The following is a 20,078-nucleotide window of genomic DNA, read 5'->3' on the forward strand; positions in this document are numbered from 1 at the left end:
GGCCTGGCGGTCGTCACGCATGCCGAGGACGCCGGGCTGGTCGCGGGCGCGGTCGCGACCGAGGGGGAGACCGCGACCCGCCTCGGCCTGCCCGCTGCCCCCGCGGTGGCCGAGCCGATCGCCATCGCCCGCGACCTGATGCTGGCGGAGGAGACCGGCGGGCGGCTCCACATCCGGCAGGTCACGACCGCGGCGGGCTTCGACCTGATCCGCGCGGCCAAGCGTCGCGGCGTCGCGGTGACGTGCGGCATCACGCCGTCGCATCTGCACCTGTCCGACATCGCGATGAGCGATTTCCGCACCTTCGCGCATCTGTCGCCCCCCTTACGCAGCGAAGCGGATCGGCTGGCGGCACGCGCGGCGATCGCGGACGGGACGATCGACGTGCTGTCTTCCGGTCACGACCCGCAGGGGCCGGAAGCGAAGCGCCTGCCCTTCGCCGATGCCGAAGCCGGCGCGGCGGGCGCGGAGACGCTGCTCCCGCTCGCGCTGATGCTGGTCCGCGACGGGCTGCTACCGCTCGACCGCCTGTTCGCGCTGCTCGCATTGGGTCCGGCGCGCGTGCTGGGGCTGGAGGCCGGGAGCCTGGCGGTCGGGATGCCCGCGGATGTGATGCTGTTCGACGACCGCGTGGCGTGGCGCATCGACGGCTCCGCGTTCACGGGCCGCGCGGGGAACACGCCGTTCGACGGACTGCCGGTCGAGGGGCGCGTGCTGCGCTTGTGGAAGGGGGGACGAGAGGTTCGGTGATGATATAGGTCGAATGACGGGGATTGCTGGTGAGCGGTGCGGCGGCTGTCATTGTATGATGTGCATATAGTCGTCGTCTGGGCAGGGGGTGCATATGGACGGAATTATAGGGATCGCGGGTGTGATCGCGCTGCTTGTCGGCGCGGGCGTTGTCATAGGCCTTTGGCAACGCGGTCGATTTGCTTTCAAATGGCTTATGGTCGCTGCCGGCCTCGTGATCTTGAACGATGCCATGCTGACGCGGGGATATGGATTGATCCCTCGTCTGCTGCCCGCCTCCGACTGGAACTGGCAAGGCAAGATCATGGCGCTTGTCGTCACGGTTGCGATTGCGGCCCTCCCTTCTTTCGGATTCCGAGGCTCGGGAGTGACAATCCGGCAGGCAGAGGGCAGCTTGCCAAAAAGTCTACCGATTGTGCTGCTTTATTGCGTTTTCTTCGCAATCTTGGCGCACTTCTTCCCCAGCGATCATGCCGATCGTGAGACCATCGCGTTTCAGTTGACTATGCCGGGACTGGAAGAGGAGCCGTTCTATCGCGGAATTCTGCTGTTCGCGCTCGATCGGGCGTTCCTCGCCCGGTGGCGGTTCCTCGGGGTTGATTGGGGTTGGGGTGCGGTGCTTTCATGTGCGCTGTTCGGTCTCGCACACGCTTTCGGCTATTCGGCTGGTGCGTTTTCCTTCGATCCGCTGACGATGGTGCTGACGGCATTACCCGCGTTCATAGCGGTCTGGCTTCGGCTGCGGACCGGTAGCGTGCTCCTACCGATCCTGCTTCACAACTTCGGCAACTCGATCTCGCTGTTCGCGTGATCCCTCGACCGGGCATTTTCGCGTATCGCGCTCCGGGGTTCGGGTGAACGCAAAGCGGCAATCCCCCATTTCCGCGCTGTCCTACAAACCACCCGCCATGCCATGTCCGCTCAATGCCGACCCGCGCCGACCATCCAACAGCGATTGCCACCCCGAACCGCGCAAGTCCTTCTTTTCACACGATGTGGAAAGGCGAATGGCACACCTCCACTTCCTCCACTTCCGCGCCTATTTCGACGGGTGGGATCGGGCGATCGGGTAGCCGTCCTTTTACAGCCACCCCCCTTCTTCACCCCGGACTTGATCCGGGGCCCCGCTTCTTCGGCGGACAGGAAGAAGCGGGGCCCCGGCTCAAGGCCGGGGTGACGGACGTTGCGGGGCCGACACGTACGTCCGAACTACGGTCAGATCCCACCTTGGACCACGCTGCGCCCCCCGGCCTCCAGCGCCTTCGCCAGCTCCGCCACGCACGCCGCTGCCAACCCCGCATCCGGACTGCGCACCACGAAATTCGCCCCGACCTTCCCGTCGCGGAAGAACGGATAGCTCCCGATCGCCACCTCCCCCCGATCGCGGAAATCCTTCTCGGTCGACCGCAGCAGGTCCGCGACCTCGCTTTCCGCGACCCAGCAGCCGATCGTCTCCGACACCACCGGCCGCCCGCCTTCCAGCGTGCCGGTCAGCGCATCCAGCATGCCCGCGGTGATGTGCGGCACCCCCGCCATGATGAACACGTTGCCGATCCTGATCCCCGGCGCGCCGGACAAACGGTTCTCGATCAGGTCCGCGCCCTCGGGCACGCGCGCCATCCGCGCCCGCGTCTCGCTCAGCCCGCCGCGCGTCTCGTAATAGCGCGTCAGCGTCTCCATCGCCTTCGGGTGATGGACGACGCCGACGCCCAGCGCCTCCGCGATCGAGTCGATGGTGATGTCGTCATGTGTCGGTCCGATCCCGCCCGTCGTGAACAGGTAATCGTTGCGCGCGCGCAGCGTGTTTACCGCCTCGACGATCGCCTTCGCATCGTCGGCGACGACGCGGACTTCGGCGAGGCGGATGCCCTGCACGCCGAGCCAGGTCGCGACCTGCGCGATGTTCTTGTCCTGCGTCCGGCCGGAGAGGATTTCGTCGCCGATGACGACAAGGGCGGCGGTCCAGATACGCTCGTTCTGCATGGTGCCGCCCTACGCTCGCAAAGCCGGTCGCACCACGCTATATCGCCGCAATGACAGACTATGTAACCGCGCTCGTCGATGCGCACGACACCCGCACCGGCGCGATCAAGCTCCACGGCCGCGCCGCGTTCGACGGCATGCACAAGGCGGGCCGCCTCGCCGCCGAGACGCTCGACATGCTCGTGCCGCACATGGTGCCGGGGGTGACGACGGGCGAGATCGACCGGCTGATCTACGATTTCGTCGGGTCGAAGGGCGGCGTCCCTGCGACGCTCGGCTACCGCGGCTACACGCATTCCAGCTGCATCTCGGTCAATCACGTCGTTTGCCACGGCATTCCGGGCGAGCGCACGCTGAAGGCGGGCGAAATAGTGAACGTCGACGTGACCCCGATCCTCGACGGCTGGCATGGCGATTCGAGCCGGATGTTCCTGATCGGCGACGTACCGCTCAAGGCGCGGCGGCTGGTCGAGGTGACGTATGAATGCCTGATGCTCGGCATCGAGCAGGCGCGCCCCGGCAATCATATGGGCGACGTCGCCAACGCGATCCAGCGGCATGCGGAGAAGCACCGCTACGGCGTGGTCCGCGATTTCTGCGGGCACGGGCTCGGGCGACTGTTCCACGATGCGCCCGAGGTGGTGCATGTCGGCAAGCCCGGCACGGGGCCGGAACTGCGGCCGGGGATGATCTTCACGATCGAACCGATGATCAATATCGGCCGCCCCGACGTGAAGCTGCTCGACGACGGCTGGACCGCGGTCACCCGCGACCGGTCGCTGTCCGCGCAGTTCGAGCATTCGATCGGGATCACCGAGAAGGGGTGCGAGATCTTCACGCTGAGCCCGGCGGGGTTTACCCAGCCGCCTTATGGGCAATGAAGCACCATGACCGAGATCAGCCCGCAGATCGTCGCCGAACACGGCCTGTCCCCCGACGAATATGACCGCGTGCTGAGCGCGCTCGGTCGCGCACCCAATCTGGTCGAACTGGGCATCTTCTCGGTCATGTGGTCCGAGCATTGCAGCTACAAGTCGAGCCGCATCCACCTGAAGAAGCTGCCGACCACCGGCCCGCAGGTCATCTGCGGCCCGGGCGAGAATGCCGGCGTGGTGGATATCGGCGACGGCCAGGCTGCGATCTTCAAGATGGAGAGCCACAACCACCCGTCCTATATCGAACCCTATCAGGGTGCGGCGACAGGGGTCGGCGGGATCCTGCGCGACGTGTTCACGATGGGCGCGCGGCCGGTCGCGAATCTGAACGCGCTTCGCTTCGGGCGGCCCGATCATCCGAAGATGCGCCACCTGATCGCAGGGGTCGTCCACGGCATTGGCGGGTACGGGAACTGCGTCGGCGTACCGACGATCGGCGGCGAGGTGAATTTCCACAAGGCCTATGACGGCAACATTCTCGTTAACGCGATGACCGTCGGGATCGCGGACCAGGACAAGATCTTCTATTCCGCCGCCAGCGGCATCGGCAATCCGATCGTCTATGTCGGTTCCAAGACCGGCCGCGACGGCATCCACGGCGCAACGATGGCGTCCGCCAGCTTCGACGAAGACAGCGACGAGAAGCGCCCGACGGTCCAGGTCGGCGATCCCTTCACCGAAAAACTGCTGATCGAGGCGTGCCTGGAACTGATGGCGACCGACGTGATCGTCGCGATCCAGGACATGGGCGCCGCCGGCCTCACCTCCTCCTCGGTCGAGATGGCGAGCAAGGGCGGCGTCGGCATCGAACTCGTCATGGACGACGTGCCGCAGCGCGAGACGGGAATGACCCCGTACGAGATGATGCTGAGCGAGAGCCAGGAACGCATGCTGATGGTCCTGAAGCCCGGCCGCGAGGCGGTGGCGGAGGCGATCTTCCGCAAATGGGAGCTCGACTTCGCGGTGATCGGCCGCGTCACCGACACCGGCCGCATGGTCCTGACGCACAAGGGCGAGACGGTGTGCGACATCCCGCTCGGCCCGCTCGCCGACGATGCGCCGCTCTACGACCGGCCGCATGTGAAGACCGAGCCGCCCGCCCCGCTCGCGAGCATACCCGACTGCGCTGATCCCGCCGCGAACCTGCTGACGCTGATGGCCTCCCCCGACATCGCCTCGCGCCGCTGGATCTGGGAGCAGTACGACCACATGGTCGGCGCGGACACGGTGCAGCGCCCCGGCGGCGATGCGGGTGTGGTGCGCGTCCACGGTACGGACAAGGGGCTTGCGGTCTCGACCGACTGTACGCCCCGCTATTGCTATGCCGATCCGTACGAAGGCGGCAAGCAGGCGATCGCGGAGTGCTGGCGCAACCTGACCGCGGTCGGCGCGACGCCGCTCGCCACCACCGACTGCATGAACTTCGGCAACCCGCAGCGCCCGGAGATCATGGGCCAGTTCGTCGGCTGCATCGAGGGCATGGCGGAAGCATGCACCGCGCTGGACTTCCCGATCGTGAGCGGCAACGTGTCGCTCTATAACGAGACGAAGGACGAGGCTGGCGGCGCGGCGGCGATCCTGCCGACGCCTGCGATCGGCGGCATCGGCCTGCTGGCGGACTGGTCGAAATCGGCGACGATCGCGTTCAAGGGCACCGGCGACATCATCGTGCTGGTCGGCGGTCACCGGGGACATCTCGGCCAGTCATTATGGCTGCGCGAAGTCCACGGCATCGAGGGCCGCGACGCCGGGCCGCCGCCGCCCGTCGATCTGAAGGCCGAACGCACGGCGGGCGATCATGTCCGTACCGGCATCGAAAGCGGGATCGTCACCGCATGCCACGACGTGTCGGACGGCGGCGTCGCGGTCGCGGTCGCCGAAATGGCGCTGGCCGGCGGGATCGGCGCGATGCTCGACACCTCCGCCGAATGCGGCATTGCGGGCACGTTCTTCGCGGAAGATCAGGGGCTTTACCTCGTCACCGTCGAGGATCACGCGCTGTACGATTTCCTGCTTGGCGCGGAGGCCGGCGGCGTCGATGCGCATCCGATCGGGCGGACGATCGCCAGCCGGATCGTGTTCGAGCTTGAGGCGGGGGATTATGTCGTGACGCTCGACGACCTGCGCCGGGCGCATGAAGGGTTCTTTCCGGCGCTCATGGGCGTGGATGCGGCCCTGGCCTGAGTTGCGTCGTCCGTGAGACGGCAAGCCTATTTCACCGGTACCCAGTGCTGCGTCTGGCAGATGAACGCGATACAGCCCTGGACCTTGAGCGATCCGTCGGGCTGACGGCGGACGATCGACTTGTAGGTCCGCCCGGATTTGGGGTCGTAGATGCGCCCGCGCCACGCGTCGCCCGCATCGGCGAAGCCCGACAGGACCGCCAATCCCAGGAACGGGCGGTCGCGAAGTGCGGGATCGGGATTGTTGATATCGGTATGCGGCCGCGACGGATCGACGCGAACGAAGCGTTCGATGTGCCCGCACGTCGACGCACCGCACCGCCCGACCGCGATGACCGCGGTGCCGTCCTCGACCAGCCAGCGGCCGTCGATCGGCACGGCACCGAGCGCAGGTGCGGCGGCGAGCAGAAGCGTGAGGATCGCAGCTGCGATTCGCATATCGTCATCACCCTAGATGTGGACGAGCGCCCAATGCGCGATACGCGATGAACGAGCAATGCATGACATATGGCGATTCGCGCCGGTTTTGCCGTTTCGTCGCAATCCCTTCGTTGTCCCGGCCGCGTCGATCCGGCAAGGCGGACCGCGATGCCGCCACTCACCGAACCTGCGCCCGCTGTCCCGGCCCCGACACGGTCCGACGGCCATCGCAGCATAACGGTGCCCGACGGCGCGTCTTTCTGGCGGCGATTGTTCGCTTTTGCCGGGCCCGGCTATCTGATCGCGGTCGGTTACATGGACCCGGGCAACTGGGCGACCGACCTCGCCGGCGGATCGGCCTATGGCTATACCCTGTTGTCGGTCGTGCTGCTGTCGAACCTGATGGCGATGGTGTTGCAGGCGCTGTCCGCGCGGCTCGGCATCGCCGGCGGGCTCGACCTGGCGCAGGCTTGCCGCGACCGCTACCCGCGGCCCGTCGCACTGATGCTGTGGCTGTTGTGCGAGATCGCGATCATCGCATGCGATCTGGCGGAGGTGCTCGGCACCGCGATCGCGCTGAAGCTGCTGTTCGGGATGCCGCTGGTATGGGGCGTGTGCGTCACCGGGCTCGACGTGTTCCTGATCCTGGCGCTGCAACGCTACGGCTTTCGCAAGCTGGAGGCGTTCGTGGTCGCGTTGCTGCTCGTCATCGCCGGGTCGTTCGTCTTCGAACTCGCGCTCGCGAAACCCGATTGGAGTGCCGCGGCGGCGGGACTGGTTCCGAGCGGTCGCATCCTGCGCGATCCGGCGATGCTGTATATCGCGATCGGCATCATGGGCGCGACCGTCATGCCGCACAATCTGTACCTTCATTCCTCGATCGTGCAGACCCGCGCCTGGCGCGAGGACGATGCCGGGCGCGCTCAGGCGATCCGGATGGCGACGATCGACAGCACGATCGCGTTGGGGTTGGCGTTCTTCATCAACGCCGCGATCCTGATGCTGGCGGCGGCGACGTTCCATGTCGCCGGCCATACCGGCGTCGCGGAAATCGACGAGGCGTATCGCCTGCTGACCCCGTTGCTGGGCGGTGCCGCCGCCAGCATCGTGTTCGCGGTCGCGCTGCTGGCATCGGGACAGAATTCAACCGTCACCGGGACGCTCGCCGGGCAGATCGTAATGGAGGGGTTCCTGCATCTGCGCATACCCGTCTGGCTACGGCGGATGGTCACGCGCGGACTTGCGATCGTGCCCGCCATCGCGGTTGTCGCTGGCACCGGGGACGCCGGCGCGACGAAGCTGCTGATCCTGAGCCAGGTCGTGCTCAGCCTGCAATTGCCCTTCGCGGTCTTCCCGCTGATCCAGTTCGTCGGTGACCGCGATCTGATGGGACGGTTCGCGATCGGCCCGGGGCTGCGCGTCCTGGCCTGGAGCATCGCCGCCGCCATCTTCCTGCTGAACGCGGTGCTGGTGTACGGATTGTTGTGACAGGGCGGAGGCGTCGTGACCCTGTCCCGGCAGAAGGCGACGTCCTTCTTGCTCCCCTCCCGCAAGCGGTAGGGGAAGAAAAGAAGTAGGCAAGTGACTTTACCCCGCGTCCGGTTAGGATGCCCGCCGACGACGTCATGAGGGATGCCCGCGTGCCCGCTACCGCTATTGTCCCCGATACATGTTCCGCTGCACCCGACTGTACCGCACTCGCCGACGCCATCCTCGACACCCTCGTCCACCGTATCGGCAAGGATGCACAGGCCGCGCTGCCGCACGATTGGCTGGCGGCCACGATCTTCACGGTCAGGAACGACATCATCGAACGCTGGATGGTGTCGTCCAAGGCGGCGCACGCGGCGGGCGCGAAGAAGGTCTATTATCTCAGCCTGGAATTCCTGATCGGCCGGTTGCTGCGCGACGCGCTCGGGAATTTGCAGCGCAGCGACGAGGTGAAGGCGGCGCTCGCGGTCCACGGCGTCGACCTGGCCGAACTGGAGGAGATCGAACCCGACGCGGCGCTCGGCAATGGCGGGCTGGGGCGGCTGGCGGCGTGCTTCATGGAGAGCCTCGCGAGCCTCCAACTCCCCGCATACGGCTATGGCATCCGCTACATGAACGGCATGTTCCGCCAGCGGATCGAGAATGGCTGGCAGGTCGAACTGCCCGAGAACTGGCTGGTCCACGGCAATCCCTGGGAGTTCGAGCGCCGCGAAAGCGCGTATTTCGTCGGCTTCGGCGGCGAGGTCGTCGGACACGACGACGGCACGATCCACTGGAAACCCGCCGAGGCGGTCGAGGCGATCGCGGTCGACACGCCCGTCGTCGGCTGGCGCGGCAAGCGGGTCAACACGCTGCGTCTGTGGACCGCACGCGCGTTCGATCCGATCCGGCTCGACCGGTTCAATGCGGGCGATTTCTCGGGCGCGCTCGCCGGACAGATCGGTGCCGAGACGCTGGTCCGCGTCCTGTATCCGAACGATTCCACCGCGGCGGGGCAGGAACTGCGGCTGCGGCAGGAATATTTCTTCTCCTCCGCCTCGATCCAGGACATCGTCCGCCGGCACGTCCAGTATTTCGGCGATATCAAGACGCTGGCCGACAAGGCGGCGATCCAGCTGAACGACACCCACCCCGCGGTATCCGTCGCCGAACTGATGCGCGTGCTGGTCGATTATCACGACCTCAATTTCGACGAAGCGTGGGACATCGCGAAGCGGACGTTCGGCTATACAAATCACACATTGCTGCCCGAAGCGCTGGAAAGCTGGCCGCTGCCGCTGTTCGAATGGCTGCTGCCGCGGCACATGCAGATCGTCTATGCGATCAACGCCAAGCTGCTACGCGAGGCACGCGCGGTCGAAGGGATCGACGACCGCGCGATCGCCGCGATCAGCCTGATCGACGAGGGCGGCGAGCGGCGGGTGCGGATGGCGAACCTGGCGTTCGTGGGATCGCACAGCGTCAACGGCGTCGCCGCGCTCCACACCGACCTGATGAAGCGCACGGTGTTCGCGGACCTGCACACGCTCTATCCGACGCGGATCAACAACAAGACAAACGGCATCACCCCGCGCCGCTGGTTGCAGGAATGCAATCCGGGGCTGACCGCGCTGATCCGCGAGGCGATCGGCGACGCATTCCTCGACGATGCGGAGAAGCTCGCCGATCTCGCACCGTTCGCGGAGGATAGCTGGTTCCGCGAGAAATTCGCCGCGGTGAAGCGTGCGAACAAGGCCGCGCTGGCGGATTACATCAAGACGACGCTGGGCCTCAGGATCGATCCGACCGCGATGTTCGACGTCCAGATCAAGCGCATCCACGAATATAAGCGCCAGTTGCTCGGCATCATCGAGACGGTCGCGCTGTACGACCAGATCCGCGGCCATCCCGAACGCGACTGGACCCCGCGCGTGAAGCTGTTCGCTGGCAAGGCGGCGTCGAGCTATGCCAATGCGAAGCTCATTATCAAGCTGGCGAACGACGTCGCGCGACGGATCAACAGCGATCCATCCGTCGGGGGCCTGTTGAAGATCGCGTTCCTGCCCAATTACAACGTGTCGCTCGCCGAGAAGATCGTGCCCGCCGCGGATCTCAGCGAACAGATATCGACCGCCGGCATGGAGGCGTCGGGCACCGGCAACATGAAGTTCGCGCTGAACGGCGCGCTGACGATCGGCACGCTCGACGGGGCGAATATCGAGATCATGGAGCGCGTCGGGCCTGAGAATATCGTGATCTTCGGCATGACCGCGGACGAGGTCGCGGCAAAGCGCGCCGCCGGTTACGATCCGCGCGCGACGATCGAGGCGTCGGGTGCGCTGAACCAGGCATTGTCGGCAATCGCATCGGGTGTGTTCTCGCCCGACGATCCGACACGCTACAAAGACCTGATGAACGGCCTTTACGACCATGACTGGTTCATGGTCGCCGCCGATTTCGACGCCTATGTCGCCGCGCAGCGCGAGGTCGATACGCGGTGGGCGGACACGCCGGGCTGGGAAGCCGCCGCCGTCCGCAACGTCGCGCGGGTCGGGTGGTTCTCGTCGGATCGCACCATCCGCGAATATGCGACCGATATCTGGGGTGTGCTGTGAAACCTTCTGCTGACGCCATCGCCGCGCTCTTGGAGAGTCGGCATACCGATCCGTTCTCGCTGCTGGGTGTGCATGAAGGACCTGCGGGCCTGTTCGCGCGGACCTGGATCCCGGGTGCGGAGACCGCGGAGGCGTTCGACCTGGCGGGCGTATCGCTCGGTACGCTGACCCGAATCGACGAAGAGGGGCTGTTCGAGGGGGCGATCGCGGGCGGTCGGCAACCCGTGCGCTACCGGGCGACCGGCGGCGGCGGCGAATGGTCGCTGGCGGACCCGTACAGCTTCGGCCCGGTGCTCGGTCCCATCGACGACGTGCTGATGGCCGAAGGCACGCATCTCAGGCTGTACGACAAGATGGGCGCGCATCCGATCACGCACGAGGGTGCGGACGGCATCCACTTCGCGGTCTGGGCCCCCAATGCGCGGCGCGTTTCGCTGGTCGGCGATTTCAACGACTGGGACGGTCGCCGCCATGTCATGCGCCACCGTGGCGATACCGGCGTATGGGAAATCTTCATTCCCGACATCGGCGAAGGTCGCCGCTACAAGTTCGAGATCATGGGCGCGGACGGCATCCTGCAGCCGCTGAAGGCCGATCCCTTCGCCTTCGCCGCAGAACTCCGCCCCGCCACCGCCTCGGTCACCACCGCGCTCCCGCGCCACGTCTGGAAGGACGACGCTCACCGCGCGCATTGGGCGAGCGTCGACCCCCGGCGGGTGCCGATCAGCATCTACGAGGTGCACGCCGGTTCCTGGGACCGCGACGCGAACGGCTGGTTCCTCAGCTGGGACGCGCTTGCCGACCGGCTGATCCCCTATGTCGTCGACATGGGCTTCACCCACATCGAATTCATGCCGGTCAGCGAATATCCCTACGACCCCAGCTGGGGCTATCAGGCGACCGGGCTGTTCGCCCCCACCGCGCGGTTCGGCGATCACGAGGGGTTCGCGCGCTTCGTCGAGGGTGCGCACGAGGTCGGGATCGGCGTCCTGATCGACTGGGTGCCCGCGCATTTCCCGACCGACGCGTTCGGCCTCACCCGGTTCGACGGCACCGCGCTGTATGAGCATGAGGACCCGAAGCTCGGCTTCCACCCCGACTGGAATACCGCGATCTACAATTACGGGCGGCGCGAGGTGGCGAGCTTCCTCGTCAACAATGCGCTATTCTGGGCCGAACATTATCATGTCGACGGGCTTCGCGTGGATGCGGTCGCGTCGATGCTGTACCGCGACTATTCGCGCGAAGAGGGTGAATGGGTCCCGAACAGCGACGGCGGGCGCGAGAATTGGGAGGCGGTGGCGTTCCTGCGCGAAACCAACAAGCAGCTGTACGGCCGGCATCCCGGCCTCTTCACCGTAGCGGAAGAATCGACCGCCTGGCCGGGCGTCACCGCCCCCGCGCATGACGGCGGGCTTGGGTTCGGGTTCAAGTGGAACATGGGCTTCATGCACGACACACTGCAGTACATGCGGCGTGAACCGGTGCATCGGCGGCATCATCACGACGAGATGACGTTCGGGCTGATGTATGCCTTCAGCGAGAATTTCGTCCTGCCGCTCAGCCATGACGAGGTCGTGCACGGCAAGGGATCGCTGCTGACCAAGATGGCGGGCGACGATTGGCAGCAATTCGCCAATCTGCGCAGTCTGTACGCGCTGATGTGGGGCTATCCCGGCAAAAAGCTGCTGTTCATGGGCCAGGAATTCGCCCAGCGCGCCGAATGGGACGAGGGTCGCGCGCTCGACTGGCACCTGCGCGAGGCGCGTGCGCACGAGGGGATGCGGACGTTGGTCCGCGATCTCAACCGGCTCTACGCGGCGAAACCCGCGCTGCATGCGCGCGATTGCGAGCCGGAGGGGTTCGAATGGCTGGTCTCGGACGATTCGGCGCATTCGGTCTTCGCCTGGGTGCGCCGCGCGCCCGGTGTCGCCCCGATCGTCGTCATTGCAAACCTGACCCCGGTCGCACGTGCGCCCTACGTCATCCGGATGCCGGAGAATGGCCGCTGGCGGGAGATCCTGAACAGCGATGCACAGGAATATTGGGGCAGCGGCCTCGGCAATATGGGCGTGGTCGAAGCCGCGGGCGACAAGGCGCTGATCACGCTGCCGCCGCTGGCCACGATCATGCTCGAATTCGAAGGCTGAACCACAGGCCGATCGCGGCAGGCGACGAGAGGGGACCGGGATGGATCACCGCAGACAACCGCTCGCCCGCGATGCGATGGCCTATGTGCTGGCGGGCGGTCGCGGCAGTCGCCTCGCCGAACTGACCGACACCCGCGCGAAGCCGGCGGTGTATTTCGGCGGCAAGTCGCGGATCATCGACTTCGCGCTGTCGAACGCGATCAATTCGGGCATCCGCCGGATCGGCGTCGCGACCCAGTACAAGGCGCATTCGCTGATCCGCCATCTCCAGCGCGGCTGGAACTTCCTGCGCGAGGAACGCAACGAGAGCTTCGACATTCTGCCCGCCAGCCAGCGGATCAGCGAGTTCCAATGGTATGAAGGCACCGCCGACGCGGTGTTCCAGAATATCGACATCATCGAAAGCCATGGCCCCGAATTCATGGTGATCCTGGCGGGCGATCACATCTACAAGATGGATTACGAGCTGATGCTCCAGCGCCATGTCGATGCGGGCGCGGACGTGACCGTCGCCTGCATGGAGGTGCCGCGCAGCGAAGCGAGCGGGTTCGGGGTCATGGCGGTCGACGACGCCGACCGGATCACCGCCTTCGTCGAGAAACCCGCCGATCCGCCGCCGATGCCCGGCAAGCCCGATATCAGCCTGGCGTCGATGGGGATCTACGTCTTCCGCACGCCCTTCCTGTTCGACCAGCTGCGCCGCGACGCCGCGACGCCGGGATCGACCCGCGATTTCGGCACGGACATCATCCCGTACCTCGTCGACCACGGCAAGGCGGTCGCCCACCGCTTCGCCGACAGCTGCGTCCGCGCGCCGGAGGAGGGCGATGCCTATTGGCGCGATGTGGGCACGGTGGACGCCTATTGGGAGGCGAATATCGACCTGACCGACGTCGTGCCGAAGCTCGACCTTTATGATCGCAGCTGGCCGTTATGGACGTATTCCGAAGTCACGCCGCCCGCCAAGTTCGTCCACGACAGCTCGGGTCGCCGCGGCGAGGCGGTGTCGAGCCTGGTGTCGGGCGACTGCATCATATCGGGCTCGTCGATCCACCGCAGCCTCGTCTTCACCGGCGTGCGCGCGCACAGTTTCTCGCAGTTGGAACAAGCGGTGATCCTGCCCCGCTGCACGATCGGCCGCGGCGCGCGGCTGCGCAAAGTAGTGGTCGACCGGGGAGTCGCGATTCCCGAAGGATTGATCGTCGGCGAGGACGCGGTGCTGGACGCGCAGCGGTTCCGGCGGACGGACAATGGGGTATGCCTCATCACCAGCGCGATGGTGGAGCGTTTGGGAGCGTGACCCTCACCGCCCTCTCCGTCGCGTCCGAAGCCTTCCCGCTCGTCAAGACCGGCGGGCTCGCCGACGTCGTCGGTGCGCTCCCCGCCGCGCTGGTGCCGCACGGGGTCGCGACCACCACGCTCCTGCCCGGTTACCCCGCGCTCGCGGCGGCGTCGAAGGGTGCGAAGGTCGTCCACCATTGGCCCGACCTGCTCGGTACGAGCGCGCGGCTGCTGGCGGCGGAGATCGCAGGCCATCCGCTGCTGATCCTCGACGCGCCGACGCTCTTCGCACGCGGCGGCGGAATCTACGGCGATGCGGGGGGCAATGACTGGCCCGACAATTGGCACCGCTTCGCCGCGCTCGCCCGTACCGCCGCCGATCTCGCTTCGGGCGCGGTCGCGAAACAGCATTTCGATATCCTTCACGCGCATGACTGGCAGGCGGCGATGGCCCCCGCCTATCTGCGCTACGCCCCCGGCCCCGGCATCCCGGCGCGATCGGTCGTCACGATCCACAACATGGCATTCCAGGGGTGGTTCGACGCCGGCGTCTTTCCCGAACTCGGCCTGCCGCCCGGCGCATTCGCGCTCGACGGCGTCGAATATTATGGCGGCGTCGGCTTCCTGAAGGCGGGGCTGGAGGCGGCGGATGCGATCACGACCGTCAGCCCGACCTATGCCGACGAAATCCGCCGCGCCGCATTCGGCATGGGGCTGGAAGGCCTGATCGCCACGCGCGAAGCCCGTGTCCACGGCATCGTCAACGGCATCGATCGGGGGGTCTGGAACCCGCAGACCGACCCCGCCCTGCCCGCATCCTATACCGCTGGTACCCTCCGCCGGCGGCTGACGAACAAGCGCGCGGTGGAGACGATGTTCGATCTGGACCGCGGCGACGGCCCCATCTTCACCGTCATCAGCCGGCTGACCGGACAGAAGGGGATGGATGTCCTGGTGGAGGTACTCGACGATCTCGTCGCGATCGGCGGTCGCCTCGCGCTGCTCGGCTCGGGCGATGCGGGATTGGAGGCGGCGTTCCAGGCGGCGGCGGCGCGGCATCCGGGGCGGATCGGCGTCCGGATCGGCTATGACGAACCGCTGTCGCATTTGCTGCAGGGCGGTGCGGACGCCATCCTGATCCCGTCGCGGTTCGAACCTTGCGGGCTGACGCAGTTATACGGCCTGGCCTATGGCTGCGTCCCCGTCGTCGCGCGTACCGGCGGGCTCGCGGATACCGTCATCGACGCGAACGACGCGGCGATCGCGGCGGGGGTCGCCACCGGTATCCATCATGACGGCGTCACGCGCGACACGCTGATCCGCGCGATCCGCCGCACCGTGGCGCTATACGATCGCCCCGAAATCTGGCGCCGGATGCAGAAGAACGGCATGCGCGCCGATGTCGGTTGGACCGCGAGCGGCATGCGCTATGCCGATCTCTACCGCAGCCTGATGGAAGCTCGATGATCCGTATCGTACAGACGACCCCCTATCCCGACCAAAAGCCCGGCACGTCGGGCCTGCGCAAGAAAGTGCGTGTGTTCCAGCAGCCGCATTATGCGGAGAATTTCATCCAGTCGGTGTTCGACGTCGTGCCGGACAAGGCGGGTGCGACGCTCGTCATCGGCGGCGACGGGCGCTTCCTGAACCGCGAGGTCATCCAGATCGCGATCCGCATGGCCGCCGCGGCGACGTTCGGCCGCGTGATCGTCGGGCAAGGCGGCATCCTTTCGACTCCCGCCGCGAGCGATCTGATCCGCCGTCGCGGTGCGATCGGTGGGCTGATCCTGTCCGCGAGCCACAATCCGGGCGGCCCGGACGAGGATTTCGGGATCAAGTACAACATAGCCAATGGCGGCCCAGCGCCGGAGGGCGTGACCGAGGCGATCTACGCACGGACGAAGACGATCGACCGCTGGCTGGCGGAGGATACCGCGGACATCGATCTGGATACGCTCGGCGACGTCAGCGTCGGCGGCATGCCCGTCGAGGTGATCGACCCCGTCGCCGATTATGCCGCGCTGATGGAGACCCTGTTCGATTTCGATGCGATCCGCGCGGCGAAGCTGACGATGGCGTTCGACGCGATGAGCGCGGTGACGGGGCCGTATGCGACGGAAATCCTCGAACGCCGGCTGGGCTTCGCGGCCGGCACGGTCAGGAACGGGACGCCGCTGGAGGATTTCGGCGGCCACCATCCCGATCCCAACCTGGTCCACGCACACGCGCTGTACGAAACGATGATGGGTCCGGATGCCCCCGATTTCGGCGCGGCGTCGGACGGCGACGGCGACCGCAACCTCATCATCGGCCGCGGGATCTTCGTGACGCCGTCGGACAGCCTCGCGATACTGGCAGCCAATGCGCATCTGGCACCGGGATATGCCGGCGGCCTGAAGGGAATCGCGCGGTCGATGCCGACCAGCGCGGCGGCGGACCGGGTCGCCGAAGCGCTCGGCATCCCTGCGTTCGAGACGCCGACCGGGTGGAAATTCTTCGGCAATCTGCTCGACGCCGGGCTGGCGACGATCTGCGGCGAGGAGAGTGCCGGCACCGGTTCGGATCATGTCCGTGAGAAGGATGGGCTGTGGGCGGTCCTGCTTTGGCTCACTATCCTCGCGGTGCGGCGGCAAGGCGTAGCCGAGATCGCGCGCGACCATTGGGGGAAATTCGGGCGGAATTACTATGCGCGGCACGATTACGAGGGCGTCGAGAGCGAGCGTGCGGATGCGGTGATGGCGGCATTGCGCGGCAAGCTGAGTGCGTTGCCGCGCATGCGGATCGGCGACCTGACCGTCGCCGCGGCGGACGACTTTTCCTATGCCGATCCGGTCGACGGGTCGGTGAGCGCGCATCAGGGCGTGCGCGTGATGTTCGAAGGCGGCAGCCGCGTCGTGTTCCGGCTGTCGGGAACGGGGACCAGCGGTGCGACGCTGCGGGTGTATCTGGAACGGTACGAGGCGGATGCGATCGATGGCGATACGACCGCGATGCTTGCAGGTATCGCGGCGGGGGCTGAGACGATTGCGGGCGTGGTGCGGCATACCGGGCGGACCGCGCCGGACGTGGTCACGTGAACGAGACTCAATCCTCCCCGGCACGGGGAGGGGAACCGCGACGCGAAGCGGCGTGGTGGAGGGGGCGGGCCGCAAGCGGGTCGCCGGCCGCGCCCCCCCTCCACCCCGCATCTGCGATGCGCGGTCCCCCTCCCCGTCCCGGGGCGGAATTCGGGGCGTACGCGACCGATCATGGTACCCGCTTCTCGGTCCGCTCCCCCCTTGCCACCAATGTCACCCTGTGCCTCTTCGACGGAGTCCAAGAAACGCGCATTCCGATGACCCGTACCGGCGAAACCTGGTCGGCAATGGCAAACGCCCCGCCCGGCGCCCGTTACGGCTACCGCGCCGACGGCCCCGCCCACTGCTTCGACCCCAGCAAACTCCTCGTCGATCCCTATGCGACCGAACTCGACCGCCGCTTCGCCTACGACCCGCGCCTGTCGCAACATGGCGCGGACACCGCGGCGCTCGTTCCCAAGGCGATCGTTCCCGCGCCGCTGCCCCCAATCGACCCGCCCCAACCGCTCTTCACCGCTGGCGGGCTGATCTACGAACTCAACGTCCGCGGCTTCACGATGCGGCACCCCTATGTACCGCCGGAGCAACGCGGCACGATCCGCGCGCTCGCGCATCCGGCGATCATCGCTCATCTGAAAAAACTGCGCGTCGCGGCCATCGAATTGATGCCGATCGTCGCTTGGATCGACGAGCGGCATCTTGCCCCGCTCGGGCTCACCAACGCCTGGGGCTACAACCCCGTCGTGCCTATGGCGATCGACCCCGGCCTCGCGCCCGGCGGCGTCGCCGAGTTGCGCGAGACGGTGGCCGCGCTCCGGGCGGCGGGGATCGGCGTGATCCTCGATCTCGTGTTCAACCATACCGGCGAGAGCGATGCGTCCGGCCCGACGCTGTCGCTGCGCGGGCTGGACGACGCGAGCTACGCGCGAACGCCGGACGGCATGCTCGTCAACCATACCGGCACCGGCAATATGCTCGATTTCGCGCAAGACCACGTTCGCGCGCTGACGCTGGCGTCGCTGCTCCACTTCGCCGCGATGGGCGTCGACGGGTTCCGCTTCGACCTCGCGCCCGTAATAGCGCGCAGCCCCGGCTTCGACCCCCGCGCGCCGATCTTCGCGGAGATCGCCACCGATCCTTTGCTGTCGACCCGGATCATGATCGCCGAGCCATGGGATATCGGCCCCGGCGGCTACCAGCTCGGCGCTTTTCCCGACACCTGGCTCGAATGGAACGACCGCTACCGCGACGATGTCCGCCGCTTCTGGCGCGGCGACGGCGATGCCGGGACGCTGGCGACGCGGATCGCCGGATCGCCGGACATCTTCGGCGGCACACGCACCCGGGCGGTCAATTTCATCGCCGCGCATGACGGCTTCACCCTGGCCGACATCGTCGCCTATCGACACCGTCACAACGACGCCAATGGCGAGGACAATCGTGACGGGCACGGCAACAACCTATCCTGGAATTACGATGTGGAAGGTGCAACCGACGACCCCGCGGTTCTCGCCCGCCGCGACGCCGACCGGCGCGCGCTGTTGGCGACCCTGTTCGCCTCCAAGGGCACGATCATGCTGACCGCCGGCGACGAATTCGGTCGAACGCAGGCCGGCAACAACAACGCTTATGCGCAGGACAACGCGATCAGCTGGACCGACTGGACGAACCGCGACGTGGCGCTGGAGGATTTCGCCGCCGCGCTCGCCGATTTCCGCGCATGCTCGCCGATGGCGCAATCCGGCTGGCTCGCCGATGCCGACTGGCGCGGGCTGGACGGACAGGCGATGACGCCCGATCGCTGGGCCGGCGCTCAGGGTTTCGAACTGCGCTTGCCCGACGGCGCGGAAACGGTGATCCTGCGAATCGACCGACCCCAGCGCCGCGTGACGATGGCGCGGGCAACGATATTGGAGAGCCGCCCGTGATCCCGCCGACCGCAACCGCCCCCGTTCGTCCGCCCAGATGGTGGCAGCATCTGTATCTCCAGGTCGTCGTCGCGATCGTGCTCGGCGCGATCATCGGCCATGTCTGGCCCGATACCGGCAAGGCGCTCAAGCCGCTCGGCGACGGCTTCATCAAGCTGGTGAAGATGGTGATCGCGCCGGTCATCTTCCTGACGGTCGTCGGCGGGATCGCGGGCATGCGCGAACTGGGCGCGGTCGGGCGGGTGGCGGCGAAGGCGCTGGGTTATTTCCTCGTCGTGTCGACGATCGCGCTCTTCGTCGGGCTGGCGGTGGCGAACGTCGTGCGGCCGGGCGCGGGAATGGGGATCGACCCGGCAACGCTCAACGCCGGTGCGGTCGCGGATTATGCGCATCAGGCGCACGAGACGACGCTGGTCGGATTCCTGATGGCGATCATCCCGACGACGATGGTGTCCGCCCTGACCGAAGGGTCGATCCTCCAGACGCTGTTCGTCGCGATCCTGTTCGGCATCTCCCTGTCGCTGGTCGGAGAGCCTGCGCGGCCGGTGTTCGATCTGATCGAGCGGCTGACGCTGATCGTCTTCCGCATCGTGGGCATCCTGATGCGGGTCGCACCGATCGGCGCGTTCGGCGCGATCGCCTTCACCGTCGGCCAATATGGCGCGGGCAGCCTGGTGCAGCTGGGCGGGCTGGTCGCGACCTTCTATGCGACGTCGATCCTGTTCGTCGTCGTTGTCCTTGGTATCATCGCCCGGCTGCACGGCTTTTCGATCCTGAAGCTGATCGCGTATCTGAAGGCCGAACTGCTGCTGGTGCTCGGCACCTCGTCCTCCGAGGCCGCCTTGCCCAACCTCATGACCAAGCTGGAGGCTGCGGGATGCGACCGCGCGGTCGTAGGCCTGGTCGTGCCGACCGGCTATTCGTTCAACCTCGACGGCACCAACATCTATATGACGCTGGCGGCCTTGTTCATCGCACAGGCCTGCGGCGTGCATCTGTCGTTCGGCAATCAATTGGCGCTGATGGCGGTCGCGATGCTGTCGTCCAAGGGTGCGGCGGGGGTGACGGGTGCCGGGTTCATCACGCTGGCCGCGACGCTGTCGATCGTACCGTCGGTACCGGTTGCCGGCATGGCGCTGATCCTGGGCGTCGACCGGTTCATGAGCGAATGCCGCAGTCTCACCAACTTCATCGGCAACGCGGTCGCCGCGATCGTGGTGGCGCGCTGGGAGGGACGGCTGGACCGCGCAAGGCTGGATGCGACGCTGGCCGGTTCGCGGTAAGAA

At 66.7% G+C, this 20,078-nt stretch carries 14 protein-coding genes; 12 read left to right on the forward strand and 2 right to left on the reverse strand.

The window, feature by feature from the left end; genetic code table 11:
* Positions 1 to 750 (forward strand): dihydroorotase (locus HUU99_RS13245; protein ID WP_174287054.1); only part of this gene is annotated, 750 nt, incomplete at its 5' end.
* A 94-nt stretch (positions 751 to 844) separates the two neighbouring features.
* On the forward strand, positions 845 to 1,561 hold the full coding sequence (locus tag HUU99_RS13250; RefSeq protein ID WP_174287055.1) for a CPBP family intramembrane glutamic endopeptidase, BDIM_20840 family: 717 nt from the start codon (positions 845 to 847) through the stop codon (positions 1,559 to 1,561).
* Between the two features lie 404 nt (positions 1,562 to 1,965).
* Here the strand turns inward: HUU99_RS13250 and HUU99_RS13255 are convergent, their stop codons facing one another.
* Positions 1,966 to 2,733, reverse strand: a complete 768-nt coding sequence (locus HUU99_RS13255; protein ID WP_174287056.1) for a competence/damage-inducible protein A — start codon at positions 2,731 to 2,733, stop codon at positions 1,966 to 1,968.
* A gap of 50 nt (positions 2,734 to 2,783) precedes the next feature.
* Here HUU99_RS13255 and map point away from each other — a divergent pair, with 50 nt between their 5' ends.
* A complete protein-coding gene (gene map, locus HUU99_RS13260) occupies positions 2,784 to 3,614 on the forward strand; it encodes a type I methionyl aminopeptidase (protein ID WP_174287057.1) in 831 nt (276 codons plus the stop codon).
* Between the two features lie 6 nt (positions 3,615 to 3,620).
* Positions 3,621 to 5,852, forward strand: a complete 2,232-nt coding sequence (gene purL, locus HUU99_RS13265; RefSeq protein ID WP_174287058.1) for a phosphoribosylformylglycinamidine synthase subunit PurL — start codon at positions 3,621 to 3,623, stop codon at positions 5,850 to 5,852.
* Between the two features lie 26 nt (positions 5,853 to 5,878).
* On the opposite strand, the gene HUU99_RS13270 is transcribed toward purL, so the two are convergent.
* Positions 5,879 to 6,289 carry a DUF2147 domain-containing protein gene (locus HUU99_RS13270; protein WP_174287059.1) on the reverse strand — a complete coding sequence of 137 codons (411 nt, stop codon included), beginning with the start codon at positions 6,287 to 6,289 and terminating at the stop codon, positions 5,879 to 5,881.
* A gap of 150 nt (positions 6,290 to 6,439) precedes the next feature.
* On the opposite strand from HUU99_RS13270, the gene HUU99_RS13275 reads away from it, so the two are divergent.
* The 8 genes from HUU99_RS13275 (at position 6,440) to HUU99_RS13310 (ending at position 20,075) form a co-directional block, all read left to right on the forward strand.
* Positions 6,440 to 7,759, forward strand: coding sequence for an Nramp family divalent metal transporter (locus HUU99_RS13275; RefSeq protein WP_174287060.1), 1,320 nt, complete (start codon positions 6,440 to 6,442; stop codon positions 7,757 to 7,759).
* 167 nt (positions 7,760 to 7,926) lie between these two features.
* Entirely contained in the window at positions 7,927 to 10,356 is a 2,430-nt protein-coding gene (locus tag HUU99_RS13280) for a glycogen/starch/alpha-glucan phosphorylase (protein WP_254603205.1), read from the forward strand.
* Entirely contained in the window at positions 10,353 to 12,506 is a 2,154-nt protein-coding gene (gene glgB, locus HUU99_RS13285; RefSeq protein ID WP_174287062.1) for a 1,4-alpha-glucan branching protein GlgB, read from the forward strand. Before HUU99_RS13280 ends, glgB begins: the two co-directional genes overlap by 4 nt.
* A gap of 40 nt (positions 12,507 to 12,546) precedes the next feature.
* Positions 12,547 to 13,806, forward strand: a complete 1,260-nt coding sequence (gene glgC / locus HUU99_RS13290; RefSeq protein ID WP_174287063.1) for a glucose-1-phosphate adenylyltransferase — start codon at positions 12,547 to 12,549, stop codon at positions 13,804 to 13,806.
* Positions 13,803 to 15,254, forward strand: a complete 1,452-nt coding sequence (gene glgA / locus HUU99_RS13295; RefSeq protein ID WP_174287064.1) for a glycogen synthase GlgA — start codon at positions 13,803 to 13,805, stop codon at positions 15,252 to 15,254. The genes glgC and glgA overlap by 4 nt, the downstream gene beginning before the upstream one ends.
* Positions 15,251 to 16,864: an alpha-D-glucose phosphate-specific phosphoglucomutase gene (locus tag HUU99_RS13300; protein ID WP_174287065.1), complete on the forward strand. Its 1,614-nt coding sequence runs from the start codon at positions 15,251 to 15,253 to the stop codon at positions 16,862 to 16,864. The genes glgA and HUU99_RS13300 overlap by 4 nt, the downstream gene beginning before the upstream one ends.
* Positions 16,865 to 16,980: 116 nt before the next feature.
* Entirely contained in the window at positions 16,981 to 18,792 is a 1,812-nt protein-coding gene (gene glgX / locus HUU99_RS13305; protein ID WP_174287066.1) for a glycogen debranching protein GlgX, read from the forward strand.
* The gene (locus tag HUU99_RS13310; RefSeq protein WP_174287067.1) at positions 18,789 to 20,075 is read left to right on the forward strand and encodes a dicarboxylate/amino acid:cation symporter; all 1,287 of its coding nucleotides are present in this window, start codon (positions 18,789 to 18,791) and stop codon (positions 20,073 to 20,075) included. The genes glgX and HUU99_RS13310 overlap by 4 nt, the downstream gene beginning before the upstream one ends.
* The last annotated feature ends 3 nt before the right edge of the window (positions 20,076 to 20,078 follow it).

The organism is Sphingomonas bacterium, assembly GCF_903642285.1.
GTDB lineage: Bacteria > Pseudomonadota > Alphaproteobacteria > Sphingomonadales > Sphingomonadaceae > Sphingomonas.

Bases quoted from the DNA above. Each gene is read 5' to 3' on its own strand.
- HUU99_RS13250 (WP_174287055.1), top strand. From the start codon at position 845: ATGGACGGAATTATAGGGATCGCGGGTGTGATCGCGCTGCTTGTCGGC.
- HUU99_RS13255 (WP_174287056.1), bottom strand. From the start codon at position 2,733: ATGCAGAACGAGCGTATCTGGACCGCCGCCCTTGTCGTCATCGGCGAC.
- map (WP_174287057.1), top strand. From the start codon at position 2,784: ATGACAGACTATGTAACCGCGCTCGTCGATGCGCACGACACCCGCACC.
- purL (WP_174287058.1), top strand. From the start codon at position 3,621: ATGACCGAGATCAGCCCGCAGATCGTCGCCGAACACGGCCTGTCCCCC.
- HUU99_RS13270 (WP_174287059.1), bottom strand. From the start codon at position 6,289: ATGCGAATCGCAGCTGCGATCCTCACGCTTCTGCTCGCCGCCGCACCT.
- HUU99_RS13275 (WP_174287060.1), top strand. From the start codon at position 6,440: ATGCCGCCACTCACCGAACCTGCGCCCGCTGTCCCGGCCCCGACACGG.
- glgC (WP_174287063.1), top strand. From the start codon at position 12,547: ATGGATCACCGCAGACAACCGCTCGCCCGCGATGCGATGGCCTATGTG.
- HUU99_RS13300 (WP_174287065.1), top strand. From the start codon at position 15,251: ATGATCCGTATCGTACAGACGACCCCCTATCCCGACCAAAAGCCCGGC.
- glgX (WP_174287066.1), top strand. From the start codon at position 16,981: ATGCGCGGTCCCCCTCCCCGTCCCGGGGCGGAATTCGGGGCGTACGCG.